Here is a 21013-nt window from a genome sequence, read left to right as displayed (position 1 = left end):
GCTTGGCCACCGACTGCCAGGATGTTCACAGCTGGCCTGTACAACCCGTGTAAGGAGTCCCCGTGGTCACAGACGACGTCCTGGCGGGACTGGATCCGGAACAGCGGGCGGTGGCCGAGGCGGTACGCGGACCGGTCTGTGTGCTCGCCGGAGCGGGGACCGGCAAGACCCGGGCGATCACCCACCGCGTCGCCCACGCGGTGCGCAGCGGAGTGGTCGACGCCCAGAGCGTGCTGGCCGTGACATTCACCACACGCGCCGCCGGTGAGCTCAGGCAGCGGCTGCGCGCGCTCGGCGCCCCGGGGGTGCAGGCCCGCACCTTCCACGCCGCCGCGCTGCGCCAGCTCACCTACTTCTGGCCGCGCGTCATCGGCGGAGACCCGCCCAAGGTGATCGAGTCGAAGCTGCCGCTGCTGGCCAACGCCTTCCGACTCGTCAGAAGGGCCCCGGACCGGGCCGAACTGCGCGACGTCGCGGGCGAGATCGAGTGGGCCAAGGCCACCCAGATCGGCCCCGAGGACTACGCCGAGGCCGCGCGAAAGGCGGGCCGTACGCCGCCGGTGCCCGCGGAGGAGGTCTTCCGGCTCTTCGACGCCTACGAACGGCTCCGCCGCGAACGGCACCTGGTCGACTTCGAGACCATCCTCGAACTCACCGCCGCCGTGATGACCGAGCACCGTGAGGTGGCGGCACAGATCCGCCAGCAGTACCGCTACTTCGTCGTCGACGAGTACCAGGACGTCAACCCGCTGCAGAAACTCCTGCTCGACACCTGGCTCGGCGGACGCGACGACCTGTGCGTGGTCGGCGACCCCAACCAGACGATCTACTCCTTCACCGGCGCGACCCCCAGATATCTGACCGGCTTCTCCGTCGAGCATCCGGAGGCGGCCGTGATCAAGCTGGTCCGTGACTACCGCTCGACCCCCCAGGTCGTCTCCCTGGCCAACAGGCTGATCGACCGGTCGAAGAGCCCGCACCGGCTCACGCTGGTCGCCCAGCGCCCCGACGGTCCGGAACCCGGCTTCACCGAGTACGACGACGAGCAGGCCGAGGCCGCGGGGGTGGCACGCGCGATCCGCGCCCTCGTCGACGGCGGTGTCCCGTCCCGCGAGATCGCCGTGCTCTTCCGGGTCAACGCCCAGTCGGAGGCCTACGAGCAGGCCCTCACCACGGTCGGCGTGCCCTACCTGCTGCGCGGGGCCGACCGCTTCTTCGAACGCCCGGAGGTGCGCCACGCCGTCGTCCTGCTGCGCGGCGCCGCCCGCTCGGCCGCGCGGGACGACGAACTGGCCCCGACCGTCAACGACATCCTCGCCGGAATCGGCCTGACCCCCGTGCCGCCGGGCGGAGGAGGGGCCCGGGAGAAGTGGGAGTCGCTCAGGGCCCTCGCTGACCTCGCCGAGGACATGGCGGCCGAGGGCGCCGACCTGACCGCCTTCGTGGCGGAGCTGGAGCGCAGGGCGGGCGAACAGCACGCGCCGCCGGTCGACGGCGTGACACTGGCCTCCCTGCACGCCGCCAAGGGCCTCGAATGGGACGCCGTCTTCCTGGTCGGTATGACCGAGGGCATGATGCCCATCGTCTACGCCAAGACACCGGAGCAGATCGAGGAGGAGCGCCGCCTGCTGTACGTCGGCGTCACCCGGGCCAGAGAGCACCTGGCGCTGTCGTGGGCGTTGGCCCGCTCACCCGGCGGGCACCGCTCCAGGAGGCCCTCCCGCTTCCTCGACGGCCTCACAGGACGTTCCGGAGGGTCCGGCCGTGCGACGTCGGCCTTCGCCGCGTTCGTGTCCGGAGGGGCGTCCCAGGGTTCGGCTTCAAGAAGGTCCGCCGGGCGTCGCGAGGTGGCCGCGCCGATCAACTGCCGTGTCTGCGGCAGGACCCTCGCCGCGGCCCCCGAGCAGAAGCTCGGCAGGTGCGCCACCTGCCCGGCCGACTACGACGAGGCCCTGCTGGAGAGCCTCAAGGCCTGGCGCGCCTCGGCCGCCAAGGAGGCCAAGGTTCCGGTCTACGTGGTCTTCACCGACGTCACCCTCCAGGCCATCGCGGAGCGAGCCCCGGCCACAGAAAGGGACCTGCTCTCTATAACCGGGATAGGACGCGTCAAAATGGACCGGTACGGCGAGGCGGTGCTGGCTCTCTGCCGTGCCGCCGCAGACCGGACGGAGGACGTGTGAACCAGGCTCTCAAGGAGTTGCTCGACCTGCTGGACCTGGAGCAGATCGAGTTGGACATCTTCCGGGGACGCAGCCCCGCCGAGGACGTCCAACGGGTCTTCGGCGGCCAGGTCGCCGCCCAGGCGCTGGTCGCGGCGGGCAGGACCGTCCCCCCGGAGCGTCACGTCCACTCGCTGCACGCCTACTTCATCAGGCCGGGCGACCCGGCGGTGCCGATCGTCTACAACGTGGAACGCGTCCGGGACGGCCGTTCCTTCACCACCCGCAGAGTCGTGGCCATCCAGCACGGCAAGGCGATATTCACCATGTCGGCCTCCTTCCACATCGACGAGCCGGGCCTCGCGCACCAGGCGACGACGATGCCCGAGGTGCCCGGCCCCGAGGAACTGGCGCCCTTCCCGGAGCGGATGCGGCAGGCCCTGGCGGACATGCCCGAGGACTCCCCCTGGCGGGAGCTGCTGGCCAGGCCGCGTCCGCTCGACGCCCGCTACGCCACACCTCTTACCTGGGAGGCCCTGCGGGACCCCTCGCTGAGCCGTTCCACGACGAACGTCTGGTTCCGCTACGAGTCGGAGCTGCCCGACGACCCGCTGCTGCACGTGGTGCTGGCCGCCTACACCTCGGACTTCACCCTGGTGGACACCGTGCTGCTGGCCCACGGCCAGGCCTGGGGAACCCCCAACGTCTCCGGAGCCTCGCTGGACCACGCCATGTGGTTCCACCGCCCCTTCCGCGTCGACGAGTGGATGCTGTACGCCCAGGAGTCGCCCTGGTCGAGCTCCGCCCGAGGCCTGGCGAAGGGGGAGATGTTCACCCGGTCCGGGGAACTGGCCGTGTCGGTGGTCCAGGAAGCCATGATCCGTGTGAGTTAGTGGTAAAACTGCAGGTAGAAAATATGTTGCCCCTCCCTGTCGCCGGGGTTTAGGGTCATGCTCAAGCAAGTCGGACGCTCCTGTCCGACGATCCACGAATGGAGGTGAGTCCGCTGTGAAGAACATTCTGATGCCGTCCCAGTCTGGGCTTACCTTCATGACCCCTGCCATGACCCTGTCGTTCGGCACGTGCGCCATCCTCGCCGATGGTGCCGCGGCCAGACTCCGACAGGAGATCCAGGTCCAGCGGGAGGCCCAGCTCCGGCAGGACACGACTGTCCGTACCCAAGTTCTCGGCAGCCGACCGGCCACTCCGGCCGCCTTTAAGGCGGCAGGCGCAGGCGCCGTTCTGGCTCCTGAGGGCGGCAGCTACGCACTGACCAAGCACACCGGCAATGGTGGACGGCGTGGTCCGTATTCCTGGAGGCAACCTCCGGTCATAACCTGACCGAAGAAGAGCCTTCAGGCCGCGGATCCGCACCCAGGATTCGCGGCCTTCTTGTTTGTCCGCGTTGTTCCTGTCCCCCCACCTAGAGGTAATCGAAGACCAACACCTAACTGAGAGGTGAAGCAGATGGGGGCCCAGACGATCATGGACCTGATCGACGAAGCCGCAATCCCCTGTCGTACCGACCCCGACCTCTGGTTCGCGGAGTCTCCGGAGGACGTGGAGTTCGCCAAGGCACTCTGCGGAGGCTGCCCGATCCAGCAGGCCTGCCTGGCCCGCGCGCTTGAGCGCGAGGAGCCGTGGGGTGTCTGGGGCGGCGAGCTCATCCTGAGGGGCGCCATCGTCCCGAGGAAGCGCCCGCGTGGTCGTCCCCGCAAGACCCCCGTCGCCGCCTGACCGGCGCGGAACCTGATCAACCAAAAAGACCGTATGTCCCGAAAGGACCACTTCCGATGACCTACCCCAACAGCGCCACCGCCGGTTTCGACATGCTGCCTATGCAAGAAGAACTGGTGAGGGACCGAATACGAACCCTTCACCGGGAGGCGGAGGAGCAGCGCATCGTGACAGGCATACTGCGCCTGAGGCGCGCCCGCCGGAACGCGGAACGCGCCTCGGCCCGGCTGCGGCACGTACTCCTGCGCCTCGTCTGATCGCCACCGGCCACCGTCGATCGCCGTTGATCACCATTGATCAACGGCGCTCGCCGGCGATGAGCGCCGGTCAACGGTGATGAACGCCGGTAAGCGGCGCTCGCCGGTGGCCAACGGCGATGAATGCCGGTGAACACCGCTCAGTTCGGCTCTGGTAAGCGACGCGCGGCACGGATCCACGCCGCGCGTCGCCGCTCGCCGTTGGTCAACAGCAAGCGGCGACGATCAACGGCAACACAGTCGCGAACAGCGACGAGCAGTGGTGAACAGCGACGAGTAGTCGGGCCCGAACGTTCAGGGTCCAGGCATTCCAGGCCCAGAAATTCGGGCCGGGAACGGGCCGCCGGCTGAGCGCCACTTCCAGGCAAGAACCACTTCCAAGGGGTGACTCCTTCCCCGGGTCACCCCTTTCGCATGCTCTCCCCCAGCAGGGACCCCGACCGAGGCCCCGAAAACGCGCGACGCTCTCGAACAGGTGACTCTCCTGGACGTGTGGCCTCTCCGAACACGCGCCCCAACACGCGCTCCAAACATGTGACCCCGAGCATGTGGCTTCCCCGAACGTGTGTTTCTCCCAAACGTGTGACCCCCGAGCGCGTGATTCCCCCAAACACGTGGTCCCCTTGAGTGGAGGCCTTTCTGGAAGCGCAGATCTTTCGGATACACGGTCCTTTCGAACCTGTGATATCCCACAGGCGGCCGACACTTCCGAGAAGTGTGACCTTTCGAATATGCGGCCTTTTCATATGTGCCGATCTTCTGGATGATCGGCCCTTTCGGATGCGTTTCCCTTTTCGTGCAGCCGTACTCTCCAGAGCACGCCGAACCCTTCCAGAGGTACGGTCAAACCGCCCCTGGCCAGGCGATTCTGTCTTGAACGGGCCATGTCGCCCCCGGGCCGTACGGCCAATCCCCCAAGGCGCAGATGAGGAGAAGAACGACCAACAGGAACGGCGCTGAGACGCAAGGAAGACAAAGAGCACCAGGACAGCCGAGACCGGTCAGGAGCTACCGGGATCAGTTGGGCTCCATGGGTCTCGGAGCGTCGCGGAGGTCATGGCATCGTGGATGACGTGCGGCTTCGAAACGGATCTCGGAACGAATGGGGATCTGCTTCAGAACGAAGCGGACTCGGAATAGGGGAGAGCTGTCAGCTCGCGGCGATCGCCTGCTCTTCGGGGTCCTCCTCGACGAAACCGGGAACCCAGCGGATCACCTCCTCGCGGAAGCGGGCCGTGGCACCGAGCTGGCAGAGCACGCCCAGCCCCGCCGCGTGCACACGGTGGATGAGGACGTACGACACCGGCAGGTTGAGCTGGCGTGCCACGTTTCCCGGACGCAGGTCCGTCACCGTGGCGGCCTGCTCCCGCAGCCACTCGCGGCTGAAGGTGAACTCCTCGACCGCGGTCGGCTCGACATAGGGGGCGAGGAAGGCTCGCAGCGCCTCGGCGTCCACCTCGATGTGGGGAAGGATGAACCCTTCGTCGCGCAGCCCCTGAATCACGGTCTCCATGTCGCCGTTGTTGAAGATCCGGGTGAGCTTTCCGAAGGCCGGGGGGTAGCCGTCGGGCAGCCGGTTGACCGCGCCGAAGTCGAGCACGCACAGCCGCCCGTCCTCGACGACACGGAAGTTTCCCGGATGTGGATCGGCGTGGAGCATGCCGACCCGCGCGGGCGAGCAGAACAGGAATCGGACCAGTTGGAGACCGGCACGGTCACGTTCCTGCTTGGTGCCGTCGCTGATGATCCGTGACAGCGGGACACCCTCGACCCACTCGGAGACGAGAACCTGCTCGTTGGCCGCCACGACATCCGGAATCAGGAAGTCGGGGTCGTCCTTGAACTCCAGGGCGAAGGCGTGCTGAGCCTCTGCCTCCCGCAGGTAGTCGAGCTCTTCGGCGATCCGCTCGCGTAGCTCACTGAGGACGGACTTGATGTCGAGCCCGGGAAGCAGCACCCCGAAGAGCTTGCCGAGCCTGGCGATCTGATTGAAGTCGGACAGCAGTGCCTTGCCCGCGCCGGGATACTGAACCTTGACGGCGACCGTTCTGCCGTCGTGCCAAACGGCCTTGTGCACCTGCCCGATCGACGCGGCGGCGGTCGGACGGTCCTCGAACGACTGGAAGTTCTCCCGCCAGTCGTCACCCAACTGCTCGACGAGCACCTTGTGCACCGTCGCGGCGGGTAGCGGTGGCGCGGCGTCCTGGAGTTTGGTGAGGGTCGCCCGGTAGGGGCCGACGACCTCGGCGGGAAGTGCCGCCTCGAAGATGGACAGAGCCTGGCCGAGTTTCATCGCCCCGCCCTTGAGTTCTCCCAGAACCTTGAAGATCTGCTCGGCGGTGCGTTCCTGTATCTCCTGGGCGACGATCTCCGCGGACTTGCCCCCGATCCGCTTCCCCAGTCCGAGGGCGGTACGGCCGGCGAATCCGATCGGCAGGGCCGCCAGCTTGGCGGATCGCGCGACAGCGCGGCGCGGAAGGTCACTCACCTTGGCTCGCGGCGTTTCCCCCGTGGTGAGACACCGCTCCCTCCCTTCGGTGTGGTGTCTGTCAGCCGCGGTCAGCAGCCGACGCGACCATTGTTGGCGAACCCAACTCGTTTCGGAAGCAACGACATCGAGGATGAATACTCCAGGATCGCCGTTTCCATCGCCAGTCAGGCAATACATCCGTTGTGCCGTTGGTCACAGCGGACTCCTCCCCGTCGAGGAAAGCGAGCGCGTGCCCAGTCGCCACCGCCGCGACAAGAGACGACATGACCACGCCACACCCGATCTCCCCCGCGGGCAAGCCGCCAGGACGAGCACTGACGACCGGCCATCCCGGGTCACGATCGCGTCGCGTCAAATCTAGACACCGTAGACAGGTGCTCTGTCCAGGCAGCACCAGAGGACCGATGGACCCCAGGTCCTCGTAGGCGGTCACGAGCAGGTGGGGGATCCGTCGGGACATGAGCTCGTCGATCAGCAGGTCGTCGAGGGGGTCGACCGGTGAGAGCACCACCAGGTCAGGTGCCCTGGCACCGTCGGCCAGCCGGGCGGCCCGATCACCGGTCCACGCGGTGATGGAGGGTGCGAGCCGCTTCACCAGCTCGACCGCGCCCTCCTGCCTGCTTCTGCCCACCTGCGTCCAGGTCAGGCCGCCCGGTGTGACGTCCCGGCCGCGGGCCGTACCGGAGTCGACAACGCACAGGCCGCCTACCCCGGAGGCGGCGAGGAGGGCGGCGATCTGCGCGCCGACACGACCCGCGCCGTACACCCGCACCTGGACGTCCCGCCTGCGTTCCAGCACGGCAAGGCCGCCGTCCGTCGTGCCGGGGGTGAGGGAGAGCGCCTCCAGATCGGGCTGGAGCAGGTCTCGCTCGGCGAGGGTGAGCAGACGTAGCGGACCGGGTGGCGCCGCCGCGTCGTCGACCACCCCCTGGTCGATCAGCAGGTCGAGCAGGGCGCGGCCGTTCTCCCTGCCGAGCCCTGCCTCGTCCGCCCCGGCGAGCACCCCTTCGACGTCGCGCACGCCGTCGAGGCTCTCGACCCAGCGGCGAACCTCGGGTTCCAGGTCGGTCAGCACCACCGCGTGACTGGGGCGCAGACCGAACTGCAGGGTGTGCTCGTCGCGCGCGACCCGACGCAGAACGGGCTTCAGACGTGGTCTCATGTGACCGCCTCTCCTCAGGGAGCCCGAAGGCCAGAAGGGGAGGACCCCGGGTGGACGCGGAGCGTGAGTTTCCGGTCACCCGGTGGTCCCGGGGCAGTCAGAGTGCCACGCCCTCAAAAGATCGCGGAGACGTTTCCCGCCGCCTGTGGATAACTTCCGGTGTACTACGCTCCCGCCATGGACGAGCTCTTGATCGACAGGCGCGACGACGGCGTCGTGGTGCTCACCCTGAACCGCCCCGACCGGCGTAACTCGATGACGGACGGCATGACGGAACAGTGGCGGCTGGCGGTCTCCGACCTGCGTCGCGACAAGGATGTGCGATGCGTGGTCGTCACCGGGGAGGGCAGCGCGTTCTGCTCGGGAGGAGACCTGTCCTGGCTCGCCGACCGAGGAGCGGAGAGCGTGCCCGTCCTGCGTGACAGGATGCTGGGCTTCTATCGGACCTGGCTGTCCGTGGCGGACCTGGAGGTGCCGACCATCGCTGCGGTCAACGGCGCCGCCGTCGGAGCCGGGCTGTGCCTGGCCCTTGCCTGTGACCTGGTCTACGCGGCGGAGGAGGCCAAGCTACTGGTCCCCTTCACCTCGCTCGGCCTGCACCCGGGAATGGCGGCCACCTACCTGTTGCCCAGGGTCGCCGGGGTCGGGGTCGCCAGGGAGATGCTGCTCACCGGCCGCACCATGCTGGGCGCGGAGGCGGCGGCATCGGGGCTGGTGACCAGGGCGTTTCCCCGAGAGACGCTGATGACGCAGGTGCTGGAGATCGCTTCGAGGACCGCGGCGAACGCCCCCGTCGCCACCCGGCTCACCAAGGTGGCCCTTGCGGGCGGTGGGCACGCGGACCTCGACGCCGCGTTGCGCTGGGAGTCTCTCGCCCAACCCGTCACCATGGCCTCCGACGACCTGCTCGAAGGGTTGGCGGCGCAGCGGGAACGACGGTCCCCGAGATTCGGCGGCTCCTGAGGGGATCGGCGGTCCGGTTAATTCCACGGGCTCCAGCCATAACCGATCGGTCTTGCTGAACAATCGACGAACAGGGATTGACCAGCCAGAACGTGTTCGGCCCTCTGGTGTGAATTCGTGATTCTCGGCTACCGTTCATATGTGCCCCCCGAGACAGTCGAGGTCCGTCGAAGTTCTCGTCGTCGGCGGACCGTATCCGCGTACCGCGACGGCGAGAAAACGATCGTGCTGCTCCCCGCCGGGCTGAGCAGTACCGACGAGGAGCAATGGGTGCGCCGGATGCTCGACCGGCTGGCGGCCAAGGAGCAGCGAAGACGCCCCTCCGACGACGACCTCTTCGAGCGGGCGAGCGAGCTCTCGGCACGTTATCTCGACGGGCGGGCAAGACCGTCGAGCGTGCGCTGGGTCGACAACCAGCAGCACCGCTGGGGCTCGTGCACGCCGGATCACGGCACCATCAGGATCTCCACACGGCTCCGGGGCATGCCGTCGTGGGTGGTCGACTACGTGATCATGCATGAGCTGGTCCACCTGCTCGTGCCCAGCCACGGACCTCGTTTCTGGGCGCTGGTCGACCACTACCCCAAGGCCGAACGGGCACGCGGCTTCCTTGAGGGGTTCTCCATGGCGGCGGGCGTCGCGGAGGAGTGTTGACCTCAGAGCGTACGGAGGACCGCCTGGTCGCGGTCGTCGTCACATCGTCGATGTCGGCCGGGGCACCACCGGGGATCGACCCCGGGAGCTTCCTGACGGCCGTCGTCGAGGACACCTACGAACTCGTCAGCACCCTCGACTTCGTCACCCCGGTCCTCGTGACGAGCGTGCCCGGGATGGAAGAGGTCGTCTGGCCGGGCACCCCGGTCCTTGAGATCCCCGAGCTTTCCGGAGCACCCCTGGTCAGGGCCGCGTTCGAGGTGGTCTCGGCCGCCGCGCCGTACGCGGGCCAGGCGGTTCTGCTGAGCGGGGACGCCCCTGACCTGCCGCCGCTGCTGATCGGCAAGCTCTTCCGCGCGCTCGGCAGCGCGGGACTGGCCGTCTGCCCGGCCGTCGAGGGCGGGGCCGTCGCGATCGCCACACGGTCACCGTGGCCCGACTGGGCCGAGATCGGCTTCGACGACCCCGAGCCGGTCAGGACCCTGCGCGCGCTGGCCCCCGCCTCCTGGCGGGTCGCGACCGGCCCCGGCTGGCACCGTCTGCGCGCTCCCGCCGACGTCCACAGGCTCGATCCCGGCCTTGAGGGCTGGGACAACACCCGGGCACTGCTGTCGGTCTGAGAAGACCGGGCTCAGATCGAAGGCAGGCTGAGGTCGGCGAAGACCGCCCTGTGATCGGTGCCGGGGACGGTGTGGATGCTCACCTCCCGCACCCCGATCCGCTGGTCGACCACGACATGGTCGATGGTGATGACCGGCGGAATCCTGCTGTTGACCGGCCAGGTCGGAACCAGCCCCTGACCGGTCCGATCAGCCGAGTCGGCGTAGCCCCGGCTGACGAAACGGCGCATCGCGGCGTGGTCGAGGCTGGCGTTGAAGTCACCGGCGAAGATCCGCAGCCGATCCGGGGAGGCGTCGGGGAACGCGGCGAACGCCGCGCTCCACTCGTGCACCTGGCTGCCCAGCGGCGGGAAGGTGTGCACGTCGACGAACTCGATGTTCCCCACCCCCGGGACGCTGAGCACCGCGGCCGGCATGTTGTGCCCGATGGGCTGGAACAGGTTCTCCAGCGGGGCCAGCGGATAGCGGGAGAAGAGGCCGCTGCCGCTGGCGCTCCAGGCCGTCTGCAGCACGCGGTGCGACATGACGTCCTTCAGCCCGGCCGCGTCGAGCTCCTCGACCATCCCCGGCGTCAGCTCCTGAGCGCTCAGCACGTCCGGCCGCAGCCGTCTGACCAGGTCCATCACCGCGCCCGGATCGGCGTGACCGAACAACATGTTGAGTGTGAGCACCCGCAACGGCGCTCCGGAGGGAGGCTGCGCCGAGGCGAACGCGCGGGGCAGGACACTGAGCCCGAGCGCCGCCGTGGTGACCAACGCCACAGCCGTGGCGGCACGGCGGCGGGTCGCCGCGGCCAGGAACAGAGGTAACAGCGACCCGGCCGCCGCGTACGGCGTGGCCGTCATCAGCTGAGCGGTGAGTGAGCCACGTTCGAGACCGGTGACCCTGGCCGCAGCCCAGGCCGCGAAAGGAGTGAGCGCCGCCCAGACCAGAGCGCTGGGAATCCGGGGCGAACGTCGTCGTCGTACCGGAGTCAGAATCGCGCCACCGGCTGTGTCCGTGCTCACTACGCCTCGATTCATCGGTCACCCAATGTGACGACATTATCGATGGTCGTGTGAGCCGAACATAAACCGGTTCAGATCTGGCGCATCACCTCACGGGCACGCCTGGCGAGCCTACGGGTCGCCTCGTCGGAGAGCTCGGGGATCTCCTCGATCGGAAACCACCGCAGGTCGAGGGACTCTTCGCTGATCACGGCCTCCACGTCGGCGGGGGCGACCGCGCCGTACTCCACGTCGAGATGGTGGCTGTGCGGGGGGTGACACCAGACCTTGTGGCGGTCGAGGGCGAGCGGACCGGGAAGCAGGCGCAGACCGGCGATGCCCGACTCCTCGGTCGCCTCCCGCAGCGCGACGCCGTCGAGTGAGACGTCCCCGCGCTCACAGTGCCCGCCCATGGGCAGCCACATCCCGGCCTTGGGGTGCAGCGTCAGCAACACCCGCTCGCCGTCGTGGGAGATCACCGCGGTCGTGGCCGTCAGATGGCCGGGTACGCACTCCCGCCACATCGCGTCCTCATGGGCCCGCACATGATCGAGGAACTCCCTGCGCAGGCTCTCCTCATCGGCCGTGGGCGCCTTCCAGGCCGCGAGAACCTCCTGCGCGTGCGCGTGCAGGCTCACGCGGCGCCGTCCTGGGGGTCGTCGTTCCCCTTCTCCGGCTCCTTCGGGGCCTCGCCGAGCGACGCCTCAAGGGAGGACAGGTCCAGCTCGGGCTCACCCCTGACGAAACCCTCGGGATTGTCCAGATCATCCGCGGTCGGCATCAGGTCGGGATGGCTCCACACCGCGTCCCGCCCGTCGATGCCCCGGTCGCGCTCGATGGCCTGCCACAGGGCGGCCGCCTCACGCAGACGGCGCGGACGCAGCTCCAGGCCGACGAGCGTGGCGAAGGTCTGCTCAGCGGGACCGCCGGTCGCCCTGCGACGCCGTACGGTCTCGGCCAGGGCGGCCGAGGAGGGCAGTTTGCCTTCGGCGGCACCGTCGACGACCGTGCCGACCCAGCCCTCGACCAGCGCGAGCATGGTCTCAAGGCGCGCCAGGGCGGCCTTCTGCCGCTCGGTCTCCTCGGGCTTGAGCAGGTTGCCGCCGCTCAGCACCTGCTGGAGCTGCTCGGGGTTGTTGACGTCGAGGCCGCGCAACTGCTCCTCCAGCGCGGACACGTCGACCGTGATGCCCCTGGCGTACTCCTCGACCGCGCCGAACAGGTGCACCCGCAGCCACGGCACGTGCTGGAACAGCCGGTGGTGCGCGGCCTCGCGCAGCGCCAGATAGATCCGGATCTCCTCGACGGGAGTCTCAAGCCCCTGACCGAACGCGGCGATGCCGCCGGGCAGCAGGGCGGCGTTCTCCGACAGCGGAAGGCCGATGTCGGTGGAGCCGACGACCTCACGGGCCAGAGAGCCGAGGGCCTGGCCGATCTGCTGGCCGACCAGCATGCTGCCCATCTGCTTCATCATGCCCATCAGCGGCACGGCCATCGCCTGAGCCTCGGCGGGCAGACCCGTCGCGCCGAGCGTGCCGCTCATGGTCTCGACCATGCGGGCGGCGACCGGATCACACAGCTGCCGCCACACCGGGACGGTCTTCTCGATCCACTCGGACCGGCTCCACGCCTGCGGGTTGTTCACCCCGCTGGGCAGCGTGGTCGCCTCGTTCAGCCACAGGTCGGCGAGGTTGAGCGCGTCCACGATCTGGCGCCGCTCGCCTTCCATGACACTCGGATCGCCTTCGGCGGCCACGACGTGCCGGGCGATATTCTTCGCCATGTCCCAGTTGACGGGACCGGAGCTCTGCGGGGCGGACAGCATGTCGGCGAACTGACGCATGGCCGCCGCGATCTGCTCCGGGTCGCCGAACATGGCGAACGGATTCTCGTTGGGGTCGTTTTCCCGACCTGGCAAGTCAGTCACCGCTCTACCTCGTGCAGGATGGAGGAGTCCACAACCGCCACGTTATCCGTCGCATGGTGGGTCAGTGCAAAGTGAGGACCTGGTGCCTACCTCGAAACGCCCCCGGCTCCCGGTCGTCGCCGTAACCGGCGCGGCCTCGGGGATCGGCCGTGCCTTCCTCTCGAAGGTCGCCTCGTCTGCGGATTTCCGCAGAGTCGTGGCCATCGACGAGCAGCGCGGCGACGTACCCGACGTCACCTGGAGGGTGCTCGACGTCAGAGATCCGCTCTTGGCGAACCGGGTCTCCGACATCGACGTGCTCGTCCATCTGGCGGGCGACTACGCGCTCGACGCCGACCCGGCCGAGCGGCGCGCCTACAACCTGCGCGCGGCACAGACGGTGCTCACCGCCTCGGCCGCCGCCCGGGTGCGCCGCGTCGTGCTGGTCACCAGCGCCATGGTGTACGGCGCCGCCCAGGACAACCCCGTCCCACTGCCAGAGGACTCCGCGGTCGCGGCCGAGCCGGACACCGGCATCGTCGGCGACCATCTGGAGATCGAGGCGCTGGTCAGGAGATCACTGCGCAGCCACCCCGGCCTTGAGGTGACCGTGCTGCGCCCGGCGGCCGTCGTCGGCCCAGGCGTCGACAGCGTGGTCACCCGCCACTTCGAGGCCCCCAGGCTGCTCAGCGTCAAGGGCTGCAGCCCCCGCTGGCAGTTCTGCCACGTGGACGACCTGATCTCGGCCCTTGAGCTGGCCGCGCTCGGCTCCGTCTCCGGCGTCGTGGCGGTCGGCAGTGAGGGCTGGCTCGAACAGGAGCAGGTGGAGGAGCTCTCCGGTCTGCGCAGGTTCGAACTGCCCGCAGGACTGACGTTCGGTACGGCCCAGCGCCTGCACCGCCTCGGTATCACCCCGGCTCCCGCGACCGACCTGCACTACGTGGTCTATCCCTGGGTCGTCGACTGCGCCGGACTCCGCGACGCCGGGTGGAAACCGGCCTGGAGTAACGAAGCGGCCCTCACACAGCTGCTCGAACTCCGCGAGGGCAGGCACGCGGTGGTCGGTCGCCGGCTGTCCGGCAAGGAGGCCACGCTCACCGCGGCCGGTGCGACCGTCGCGGTCCTCGGCACGGCGGCGATCGTCCGCGCCGCCCGCAAGAAGCGGCGAGTCTGAAGCCCTCCCGGGGGCGTGTCCCGAGCACGCCCCCGGCCGTCGCCGTCCCGGCCGTGCCTCCCGTGCCCGAAGCGGGGAAGCTTCCCGCCCGCCGGGTAGCCTTTGAGCCGTGAATGTCATCCGCCTGCTCGGCATCCGCGACACACCGCTCTCGGTGGACGAGGTGTTCTCCGCGATCGGCGACCACGCCGCGGGCGGCACGGCGATCTTCGTGGGCACCGTGCGTGACCACGACCACGGCAAGTCCGTGACCCGCCTGTCCTACTCCGCGCACCCCAGTGCGCAGGAGGAGCTGCGCCGGGTCGCGGAGAAGATCGTGGCCGACTTCCCGATCACCGCGCTGGCCGCCGTGCACCGGGTCGGTGACCTCGACCTGGGCGACATCGCCGTCATCGTCGCGGTCGCTGCTCCCCACAGGAGCGAGGCGTTCGAGGCCTCCCGGCGCCTGATCGACGACCTCAAGGCCGAGGTTCCCATCTGGAAGAACCAGGCCTTCGCCGACGGCTCGACCGAATGGGTCGGAAGCTGCGGCTGAGGAGCGATCCTTACAATCTGGAAGGTGACGGCGCGGGGGTGCGGCCTTCTGCCCGGTCACACGGAATAGGCTTCCTCCCATGTCCCGACGAGCGCTGACATTGATGGTGGCAGGCTTCCTCACGCTTCTGCTCGGCGTTGTCGGCGCCCTGCTGCCCGTGCCGTACGTCGTGCTGAGTCCGGGGCCCACGGAGAACACCATCGGTGACGTCAAGGGCAAGCCGGTGATCAGCATCGAGGGCCGGGAGACCTACCCGACAGACGGGAAGCTGAGCCTGGTGACCGTCGCCTACCAGGGCGGCCCGGGCAACAGGATCGACCTGTTCAGGGCGCTCAGGGGGTGGATCGACCCCACGGTCGCCGTCGTGCCCGAGGAGACGATCTTCCCGCCGACCAGCACGGCCGAGGAGGTCGAGCAGCAGAACTTCCAGGAGATGACCAACTCCCAGGACGACGCGACCGCGGCGGCGCTGACCGAACTGAAGATCCCCTACACCTCGGTCGTCACCGTGGCCTCGACCCAGAAGGGCCTGCCCGCGGACGGGCACTTCCAGACCGGCGACGAGATCGTCTCCGTCGACGGCGTCCCCGCGACGGACAGGGAGAGCGTCTCCGGCATCGTCCGCAGGCACAAGGCGGGCGAGACGGTCACCTTCACCGTCAACCGCGGCGACCGCAGCCTCACCGTGGCCGTCCCGACCGTGGCGGCCAAGGACGGCACGCCGATCGTGGGCATCACCATGCGGATCAGCTACAAGTTCCCCTTCAAGGTGAAGATCAACGTCGGTGACGTCGGCGGTCCGAGCGCGGGCATGATGTTCTCCCTCGGCATCGTCGACAAGCTCACCCCCGGTCCGCTGACCGGCGGCAAGTCGATCGCCGGGACCGGGACGATCACTCCGGAGGGCAAGGTCGGCCCGATCGGCGGCATCTCGCAGAAGATGGTCGGCGCCAGAAGGTCGGGGGCGACGGTCTTCCTCACGCCCGCGGACAACTGCGCGGAGGCGGTCAAGTCGGTCCCCGACGGGATGCGGCTCTACAAGGTGAGCACGCTGCACGACGCGGTGAAGGCGATCGACGCGATCCGCACGGGAACCGGCTCCATACCGACCTGCTCGGCGAGCTGAGAGCGCCCCTGCGTACGGTCTCGGGCCCCGAGAACGGCGTCGGGGCACTCATCCGAGGTCTCACGCGTTGACCCGTTGAACCCTGGAACCTGCAGGGGATGTGGCCGGACCCTGCCAGAGCGGCTTAGCACGGCCGTACCCCCACCGGTGTAGGTTTCCAGACACGGACCGTGCTCTTTTACGACAAGGGGTTGGCCTTGAGCTTCCGGACCCCCGGAGCCGGTAGGGCGATGCGCTTGCCCCGCCGGCCACGACTGCTGCTTCCTGTCGCGATAGCGATCGTCGTGATCGTCGCGCTGTTCTTCCTCTTCGCAGGTATATACACCGACTACCTGTGGTACGACTCGGTCGACTACACAGCGGTCTTCTCCGGTGTGGTCGTCACACAGATCCTGCTCTTCTTCGTGGGCGCCGTGCTCATGGTCGGCCTCGTGGGCGGCAACATGCTGCTGGCCTACCGCGCCAGACCCATGTTCGGCCCCGGAACGTTCGGCGGCGCGAGCGGCGCCGACCGCTACCGGATGGCCCTCGACCCGCACCGCAAACTGATCTTCCTGATCGGCGCCGGAGTGCTGGCCCTGTTCTCGGGATCATCGCTCGCGGGGCAGTGGAAGACGTGGCTGGAGTTCTTCAACGCGACCCCGTTCGGTGAGAAGGACGCGCAGTTCGGTATCGACCTGTCGTTCTTCATGTTCACCTACCCCTTCATCAGGATGGTGCTGAACTTCCTGTTCACCGCGGTCATCCTGTCGGCCGTCATGGCGGCGATCGTGCACTACCTGTACGGGGGCTTCAGACTGCAGTCGCCCGGCGTGCACGCCTCCCGCGCGGCCAGGGTGCACCTGTCGGTGCTGCTCGGCGTGTTCGTGCTGCTGAAGGCCGTCGCCTACTGGATCGACGGATACGGCCTGGTCTTCTCCGACCGTGGCTTCGCCTACGGTGCCTCCTACACCGACGTCAACGCGGTGCTGCCCGCCAAGACCATCCTGGCGATCATCGCCCTCATCTGCGCGATCCTGTTCTTCGCCGGCATCGTACGGCCCGGCGGCATGCTGCCCGGTGTGGCCTTCGGCCTGCTGGTCCTGTCGGCCATCCTGGTCGGCGGGGTCTACCCGGCTCTCGTGGAGCAGTTCCAGGTCCGGCCGAACCAGCAGGACCGTGAGCAGCCGTACATCAAGCGCAACATCGAGGCCACCAGAAAGGCCTACGGGATCGACAAGACCGAGGTCATCGAGTACGCCGCCCAGGGCGACGCCTCCAAGGTCAACGTCACCACCGACAGCTCCATCTCCGGTGTACGGCTGCTCGACCCCAACCTGGTCGCCAAGACCTACCAGCAGAAGCAGCGCATCCGAGGCTTCTACGACTTCCACGACCCGCTCGACGTCGACCGCTACCCCGACGAGACGGGCAAGCCGCGCGACACCGTCGTCGCGGTGCGCGAGCTCACCGGGCCGCCGAGGGAGCAGGACAACTGGATCAACCGGCATCTCGTCTACACCCACGGCTACGGCTTCGTGGCCGCGCCCGGCAACAAGGTCGACTCCCAGGGTCTGCCCGACTTCGACGCCAAGGACATGCCGGTCACCGGCTCTCTGGCCGACCGCATCGGCCTGAAGGAGTCGCGGATCTACTTCGGAGAGTCCCCGGCCGCCCCCGAGTACGTCATCGTCGGCGGTGACAGGAAGGTCGGCCAGGAGCTCGACTATCCGGAGAGCAGTGGAACCGGTCAGCAGAACACCACCTACACCGGCAAGGGCGGCGTCCCCGTCGGCTCGTTCTTCAACCGCCTGCTCTACGCGGCCAAGTACGGCGAGACGAACCTGCTGCTCTCGGGAGACGTCAACGCCAAGTCCAGGATCCTCTACGAGCGCAACCCGCAGGACCGCATCGCCAAGGTCGCGCCGTTCCTGAGTCTCGACGACAACCCCTACCCGGCCGTCATCGACGGCAGGGTGGTCTGGATCGCCGACGCCTACACCACCTCCAACTCCTACCCCTACTCCGACAGCAGGAGCCTGGAGTCGATGACCCGTGACACGGTCACCGACCCACGCCAGGTGGTGCAGCAGCCGCGCGACAACATCAACTACATGCGCAACGCCGTCAAGGCCACGGTCGACGCCTACGACGGCACGGTCACGCTGTACGCCTGGGACGAGAAGGACCCGATCCTGCAGACCTGGCGCAACGCCTTCCCGGGGATCATCAAGCCGAAGAGCGAGATGTCGGAGTCCCTCAAGCAGCACCTGCGCTACCCGGAGGCGCTCTTCAAGGTCCAGCGTGACGTGCTTTCCCGCTATCACATCCAGGACCCGGACGCCTTCTACAGCGGCCAGGACTTCTGGAACGTCCCGAACGACCCGTCCTCCGGTGGACACGACATCAAGCAGCCGCCGTACTACCTGTCGGTCAAGATGCCCGACACCCAGGAACCCACCTTCTCGCTGACCACCACGTTCGTGCCACGCCAGGGGCCGAACCTGGCCGCCTTCATGGCGGTCGACGCGACACCGGGTGACGACTACGGCAGGCTGCGCATCCTGCGGATGCCGTCGAACACCACGATTCCCGGCCCCGGTCAGGTACAGAACAACTTCCAGAACAAGTTCTCCGGTGAGCTCAACCTTCTGGGCATCGGTGGGGCGAAGGTCCGCTACGGCAACCTGCTCACCCTGCCGTTCGCCGGGGGCCTGGTGTACATCGAGCCCGTCTACGTGGAGACGGCGGCCTCCTCAGGACAGGAGCCCTACCCGATTCTCCGTCGGGTCCTGGTCTCCTTCGGAGACAAGGTCGGCTTCGCCGAGACCCTCCAGGGTGCGCTCGAACAGGTCTTCGGCAACAGCGCTCAGCAGAACAAGCCGGAGACCAGACCCGATGTCCCCGCCCAGTCGAACACCGTGCTGAGCCAGGCCATCGGAGAGGCCCAGAAGGCCTATGACGACGCCCAGCGTGCCCTGGAGGCCAAGCCGCCGAACTGGACGGCCTACGGCGAGGCTCAGAAGGCGCTGAAGGAGGCCCTGGAGAAGGTGAAGAACGCCTCGGCCTCCACAGCCCCTGCCGCGACCCCGTCGCCGACGCCGAGCTCGTCTCCCTCGGGGACGGCAACCCCTTCGGCGACTCCGTCAGCCACCCCTTCGACCACACCGACACCGTCTCCCTCGCCGAGTTCCTAGGGGCACCGCGGCTATTGAGTTCGCATTCATCGCCAAAGCCGGGTAGTGTGAAAGCACGCCGACGCGGGGTGGAGCAGCTCGGTAGCTCGCTGGGCTCATAACCCAGAGGTCGCAGGTTCAAATCCTGTCCCCGCTACCAAGGGAAGGCCCTGATCTCTCAGAGATCAGGGCCTTCTTCCGTTTCATCCCATGCTTCAAAGGAATCGATTGCCCCGGCCTCGTATCGATTTGCTCTTGGCGGTGGAGGCCGATAGTGTTGAGACATACCGACGCGGGGTGGAGCAGCTCGGTAGCTCGCTGGGCTCATAACCCAGAGGTCGCAGGTTCAAATCCTGTCCCCGCTACCAAGGGAAGGCCCTGATCTCTCAGAGATCAGGGCCTTTCACTTTGTTCCAGACAGGACACCCAGCGGTTAGCGTGCAGGTGTGGCTGACATGTCAGGACCGATCCTGCGCTGGAGAGTGCGTAGAGAACTGCTCATCGTCAAGGTCGTTGCGGCGCTCGCGTTCGCGGTGCTGGCCGTACTGAATCTGGACGACCCACGCGGGACGATCCTGGCGGGCGCCGCAGCCCTGGTGGCCGCCACCCTCGCCCTACGTGACCTCCTGGCCCCGGTGCGGCTCAGCGCGGACGGCGAGGGACTCATCGTGGCGCGAGGCTTCTCCGGCGCCCAGAGAGTGCCGTGGAGTGCGGTCGAACGGATTCGTGTGGACACCCGGACGCGCTTCACTTCCCGCACGGAACTCCTGGAGATCGACACAGGAGAGGAGATCTTCCTCCTCAGCAGGTTCGACCTTGGAATCCCGTGCCGGGAAGTGGCGGATGAACTGCGAGTGTTCAGAACCGGCTTCTAGTCAGGCCCTGACCCTACGGTGCCGCGCTTTGTGTCGGGGGCGAAGGCGAAGCAGCAGGAACGTCTTGTGCAGCGACCAGCCGATGAGGAAGGCCCCAAAGACACACTGTCCGAGACTCGTCCACATCGGTCTTTCGGCCGCTGCGAACACCACCACGCCAACCCACAGGACGCCGAAGACCCCTACGAGGGTCGTCGCACCCCAATCCAGCCCCCGCTGCCACATGCCTGAAGTCTTACAGATCTTGGTTCAAGCCCAGGTCAACGACGCGGAACGCCTCATCTGGGGAGAGTGCGACTTGTGCCGGCACACCTGCGAACGCGCGGCCCGCCTCCGGTGGTGACCGGCGCGGGGGCCTGTTCGAGCTGGGTCAGCAGCGTGGTCGCGGTACGGACGTCCAGCAGGATCTGGTCCACCTCGACCTCGGTAGCGGGGAGCTGGCCCTGCCGGGCGAGTTCCTCGGTGATGTAGGAAAGCGGGTTCGCGCGCCCGGCCGCCTCCGCGGCGGCCGTCGCACGGGCTGCGGTGAGAAGACGTAGATGTTCGGCGCGGAGCATGGCCTCACGCATCCGCGCGTCCTCAAGATCACTCAAAAGGGACCTGGCGACCCTGAGCAGATCACCGGGGCGATCGGCTTCCGCATCGATGTGTGCGCGGATGTCGTCGAACTCTGAACGGGTCATGGTGCTCACCTCCACGGTGGAGTCAGAATCCTGACCCTCGTGCCAACTTCGTATCCGGGGGCGATTGCGAACGGCTTGATAAGCGCTTGCGCGGTCGACTCCCTACGAACGTTTGGGACGCGCAGGTGCTGGGGATGGTTGGCAAGTTGTCTCTGGGACCCGTGGGGCCTGGTAATGTTCTTCTCGCAGAGCGGCGAGCCGCAGAGGCCAAAGAGCTTCGAAGACAGCGACCCGCTCGGTACCCCACCTCCTTGCTCCGGCAGTCGTTTGTCTGAATCGTCCACGGACGATTGGACAGAAGCCGAATGTCAGAGTAAGTTGGAAGGGTTGCTCCGGAGACGGGGTGAGCGAGATCCTAGCGGGTCTGGCAGGTTGGTGTCGAGTGGTTGCGAAGGCAGCGGGTTGACACGGACCGGCCGGAAATGATAGGATGGAAACACGGAAGTTTGTGCCCCTGAAGTGGTCGCACCGGATGGTGTGGCGGCGGACGGTGAACGCGTCCGTTTCTTGAGAACTCAACAGTGTGCTAA

General features: G+C 67.7%; 18 protein-coding genes and 2 tRNA genes. 14 read left to right on the top strand and 6 right to left on the bottom strand.

Annotated features, from left to right (window positions below; all coding sequences use genetic code 11):
- The first annotated feature begins 62 nt into the window (after window positions 1-62).
- The 4 genes from ABZ463_RS15245 to ABZ463_RS15230 all read left to right on the top strand — a co-directional run bounded on the left by ABZ463_RS15245 (window position 63) and on the right by ABZ463_RS15230 (window position 3896).
- Window positions 63-2180 carry an ATP-dependent DNA helicase UvrD2 gene (locus ABZ463_RS15245; protein ID WP_362776435.1) on the top strand — a complete coding sequence of 706 codons (2118 nt, stop codon included), beginning with the start codon at window positions 63-65 and terminating at the stop codon, window positions 2178-2180.
- A complete protein-coding gene (tesB, locus tag ABZ463_RS15240) occupies window positions 2177-3052 on the top strand; it encodes an acyl-CoA thioesterase II (RefSeq protein WP_352016225.1) in 876 nt (291 codons plus the stop codon). The genes ABZ463_RS15245 and tesB overlap by 4 nt, the downstream gene beginning before the upstream one ends.
- 115 nt (window positions 3053-3167) lie before the next feature.
- Entirely contained in the window at window positions 3168-3500 is a 333-nt protein-coding gene (locus tag ABZ463_RS15235; RefSeq protein ID WP_352016224.1) for a hypothetical protein, read from the top strand.
- Window positions 3501-3626: 126 nt separating this feature from the next.
- Window positions 3627-3896, top strand: a complete 270-nt coding sequence (locus ABZ463_RS15230) for a WhiB family transcriptional regulator (RefSeq protein WP_184718892.1) — start codon at window positions 3627-3629, stop codon at window positions 3894-3896.
- A gap of 1407 nt (window positions 3897-5303) precedes the next feature.
- On the opposite strand, the gene ABZ463_RS15225 is transcribed toward ABZ463_RS15230, so the two are convergent.
- Both ABZ463_RS15225 and ABZ463_RS15220 read right to left on the bottom strand, forming a co-directional pair.
- Window positions 5304-6641, bottom strand: a complete 1338-nt coding sequence (locus tag ABZ463_RS15225) for an AarF/UbiB family protein (protein WP_352016223.1) — start codon at window positions 6639-6641, stop codon at window positions 5304-5306.
- 61 nt (window positions 6642-6702) lie between these two features.
- Entirely contained in the window at window positions 6703-7806 is a 1104-nt protein-coding gene (locus ABZ463_RS15220) for a ThiF family adenylyltransferase (protein ID WP_362776431.1), read from the bottom strand.
- 177 nt (window positions 7807-7983) lie between these two features.
- On the opposite strand from ABZ463_RS15220, the gene ABZ463_RS15215 reads away from it, so the two are divergent.
- The 3 genes from ABZ463_RS15215 (at window position 7984) to ABZ463_RS15205 (ending at window position 10043) form a co-directional block, all read left to right on the top strand.
- Window positions 7984-8769: an enoyl-CoA hydratase/isomerase family protein gene (locus ABZ463_RS15215; protein WP_362776429.1), complete on the top strand. Its 786-nt coding sequence runs from the start codon at window positions 7984-7986 to the stop codon at window positions 8767-8769.
- Between the two features lie 141 nt (window positions 8770-8910).
- On the top strand, window positions 8911-9423 hold the full coding sequence (locus ABZ463_RS15210; protein ID WP_352016220.1) for a M48 family metallopeptidase: 513 nt from the start codon (window positions 8911-8913) through the stop codon (window positions 9421-9423).
- Entirely contained in the window at window positions 9420-10043 is a 624-nt protein-coding gene (locus ABZ463_RS15205) for a hypothetical protein (RefSeq protein WP_362776427.1), read from the top strand. Before ABZ463_RS15210 ends, ABZ463_RS15205 begins: the two co-directional genes overlap by 4 nt.
- 11 nt (window positions 10044-10054) lie before the next feature.
- On the opposite strand, the gene ABZ463_RS15200 is transcribed toward ABZ463_RS15205, so the two are convergent.
- From ABZ463_RS15200 to ABZ463_RS15190, 3 genes are all read right to left on the bottom strand, one after another.
- Window positions 10055-11050 carry an endonuclease/exonuclease/phosphatase family protein gene (locus tag ABZ463_RS15200; RefSeq protein ID WP_352016218.1) on the bottom strand — a complete coding sequence of 332 codons (996 nt, stop codon included), beginning with the start codon at window positions 11048-11050 and terminating at the stop codon, window positions 10055-10057.
- A gap of 71 nt (window positions 11051-11121) precedes the next feature.
- Window positions 11122-11667: an NUDIX domain-containing protein gene (locus ABZ463_RS15195; protein ID WP_352016217.1), complete on the bottom strand. Its 546-nt coding sequence runs from the start codon at window positions 11665-11667 to the stop codon at window positions 11122-11124.
- Window positions 11664-12905: a zinc-dependent metalloprotease gene (locus ABZ463_RS15190; protein WP_362776843.1), complete on the bottom strand. Its 1242-nt coding sequence runs from the start codon at window positions 12903-12905 to the stop codon at window positions 11664-11666. The genes ABZ463_RS15195 and ABZ463_RS15190 overlap by 4 nt, the downstream gene beginning before the upstream one ends.
- Before the next feature lie 130 nt (window positions 12906-13035).
- On the opposite strand from ABZ463_RS15190, the gene ABZ463_RS15185 reads away from it, so the two are divergent.
- The 7 genes from ABZ463_RS15185 (at window position 13036) to ABZ463_RS15155 (ending at window position 19800) form a co-directional block, all read left to right on the top strand.
- On the top strand, window positions 13036-14109 hold the full coding sequence (locus ABZ463_RS15185; RefSeq protein ID WP_352016272.1) for an NAD-dependent epimerase/dehydratase family protein: 1074 nt from the start codon (window positions 13036-13038) through the stop codon (window positions 14107-14109).
- Between the two features lie 109 nt (window positions 14110-14218).
- Entirely contained in the window at window positions 14219-14644 is a 426-nt protein-coding gene (locus tag ABZ463_RS15180) for a molybdenum cofactor biosynthesis protein MoaE (protein ID WP_352016215.1), read from the top strand.
- Window positions 14645-14723: 79 nt separating this feature from the next.
- On the top strand, window positions 14724-15770 hold the full coding sequence (locus tag ABZ463_RS15175) for a PDZ domain-containing protein (protein ID WP_352016214.1): 1047 nt from the start codon (window positions 14724-14726) through the stop codon (window positions 15768-15770).
- 230 nt (window positions 15771-16000) lie between these two features.
- Entirely contained in the window at window positions 16001-18946 is a 2946-nt protein-coding gene (locus ABZ463_RS15170; protein ID WP_352016213.1) for a UPF0182 family protein, read from the top strand.
- A gap of 62 nt (window positions 18947-19008) precedes the next feature.
- A tRNA-Met gene (locus ABZ463_RS15165) sits at window positions 19009-19085 on the top strand.
- A gap of 131 nt (window positions 19086-19216) precedes the next feature.
- Window positions 19217-19293, top strand: a tRNA-Met gene (locus ABZ463_RS15160).
- A gap of 87 nt (window positions 19294-19380) precedes the next feature.
- Window positions 19381-19800 carry a PH domain-containing protein gene (locus tag ABZ463_RS15155; RefSeq protein ID WP_362776423.1) on the top strand — a complete coding sequence of 140 codons (420 nt, stop codon included), beginning with the start codon at window positions 19381-19383 and terminating at the stop codon, window positions 19798-19800.
- 278 nt (window positions 19801-20078) lie between these two features.
- Here ABZ463_RS15155 and ABZ463_RS15150 read toward each other — a convergent pair whose 3' ends face one another.
- Window positions 20079-20483: a hypothetical protein gene (locus ABZ463_RS15150; RefSeq protein WP_352016211.1), complete on the bottom strand. Its 405-nt coding sequence runs from the start codon at window positions 20481-20483 to the stop codon at window positions 20079-20081.
- Window positions 20484-21013: the final 530 nt, after the last annotated feature.

The sequence above is a fragment of the Streptosporangium sp. NPDC020145 genome (assembly GCF_040631275.1).
In the GTDB taxonomy this organism is placed as follows: domain Bacteria; phylum Actinomycetota; class Actinomycetes; order Streptosporangiales; family Streptosporangiaceae; genus Streptosporangium.
Note: the sequence above shows the minus strand (reverse complement) of the source record. Positions and strands in the feature narration are given on the sequence as shown.

Coding starts and splice junctions, on each gene's coding strand:
- ABZ463_RS15215 (WP_362776429.1), top strand. CDS start 7,984: ATGGACGAGCTCTTGATCGACAGGCGCGACGACGGCGTCGTGGTGCTC.
- ABZ463_RS15175 (WP_352016214.1), top strand. CDS start 14,724: ATGTCCCGACGAGCGCTGACATTGATGGTGGCAGGCTTCCTCACGCTT.
- ABZ463_RS15220 (WP_362776431.1), bottom strand. CDS start 7,806: ATGAGACCACGTCTGAAGCCCGTTCTGCGTCGGGTCGCGCGCGACGAG.
- ABZ463_RS15155 (WP_362776423.1), top strand. CDS start 19,381: ATGTCAGGACCGATCCTGCGCTGGAGAGTGCGTAGAGAACTGCTCATC.
- ABZ463_RS15150 (WP_352016211.1), bottom strand. CDS start 20,483: ATGACCCGTTCAGAGTTCGACGACATCCGCGCACACATCGATGCGGAA.
- ABZ463_RS15230 (WP_184718892.1), top strand. CDS start 3,627: ATGGGGGCCCAGACGATCATGGACCTGATCGACGAAGCCGCAATCCCC.
- ABZ463_RS15190 (WP_362776843.1), bottom strand. CDS start 12,905: ATGTTCGGCGACCCGGAGCAGATCGCGGCGGCCATGCGTCAGTTCGCC.
- ABZ463_RS15170 (WP_352016213.1), top strand. CDS start 16,001: ATGCGCTTGCCCCGCCGGCCACGACTGCTGCTTCCTGTCGCGATAGCG.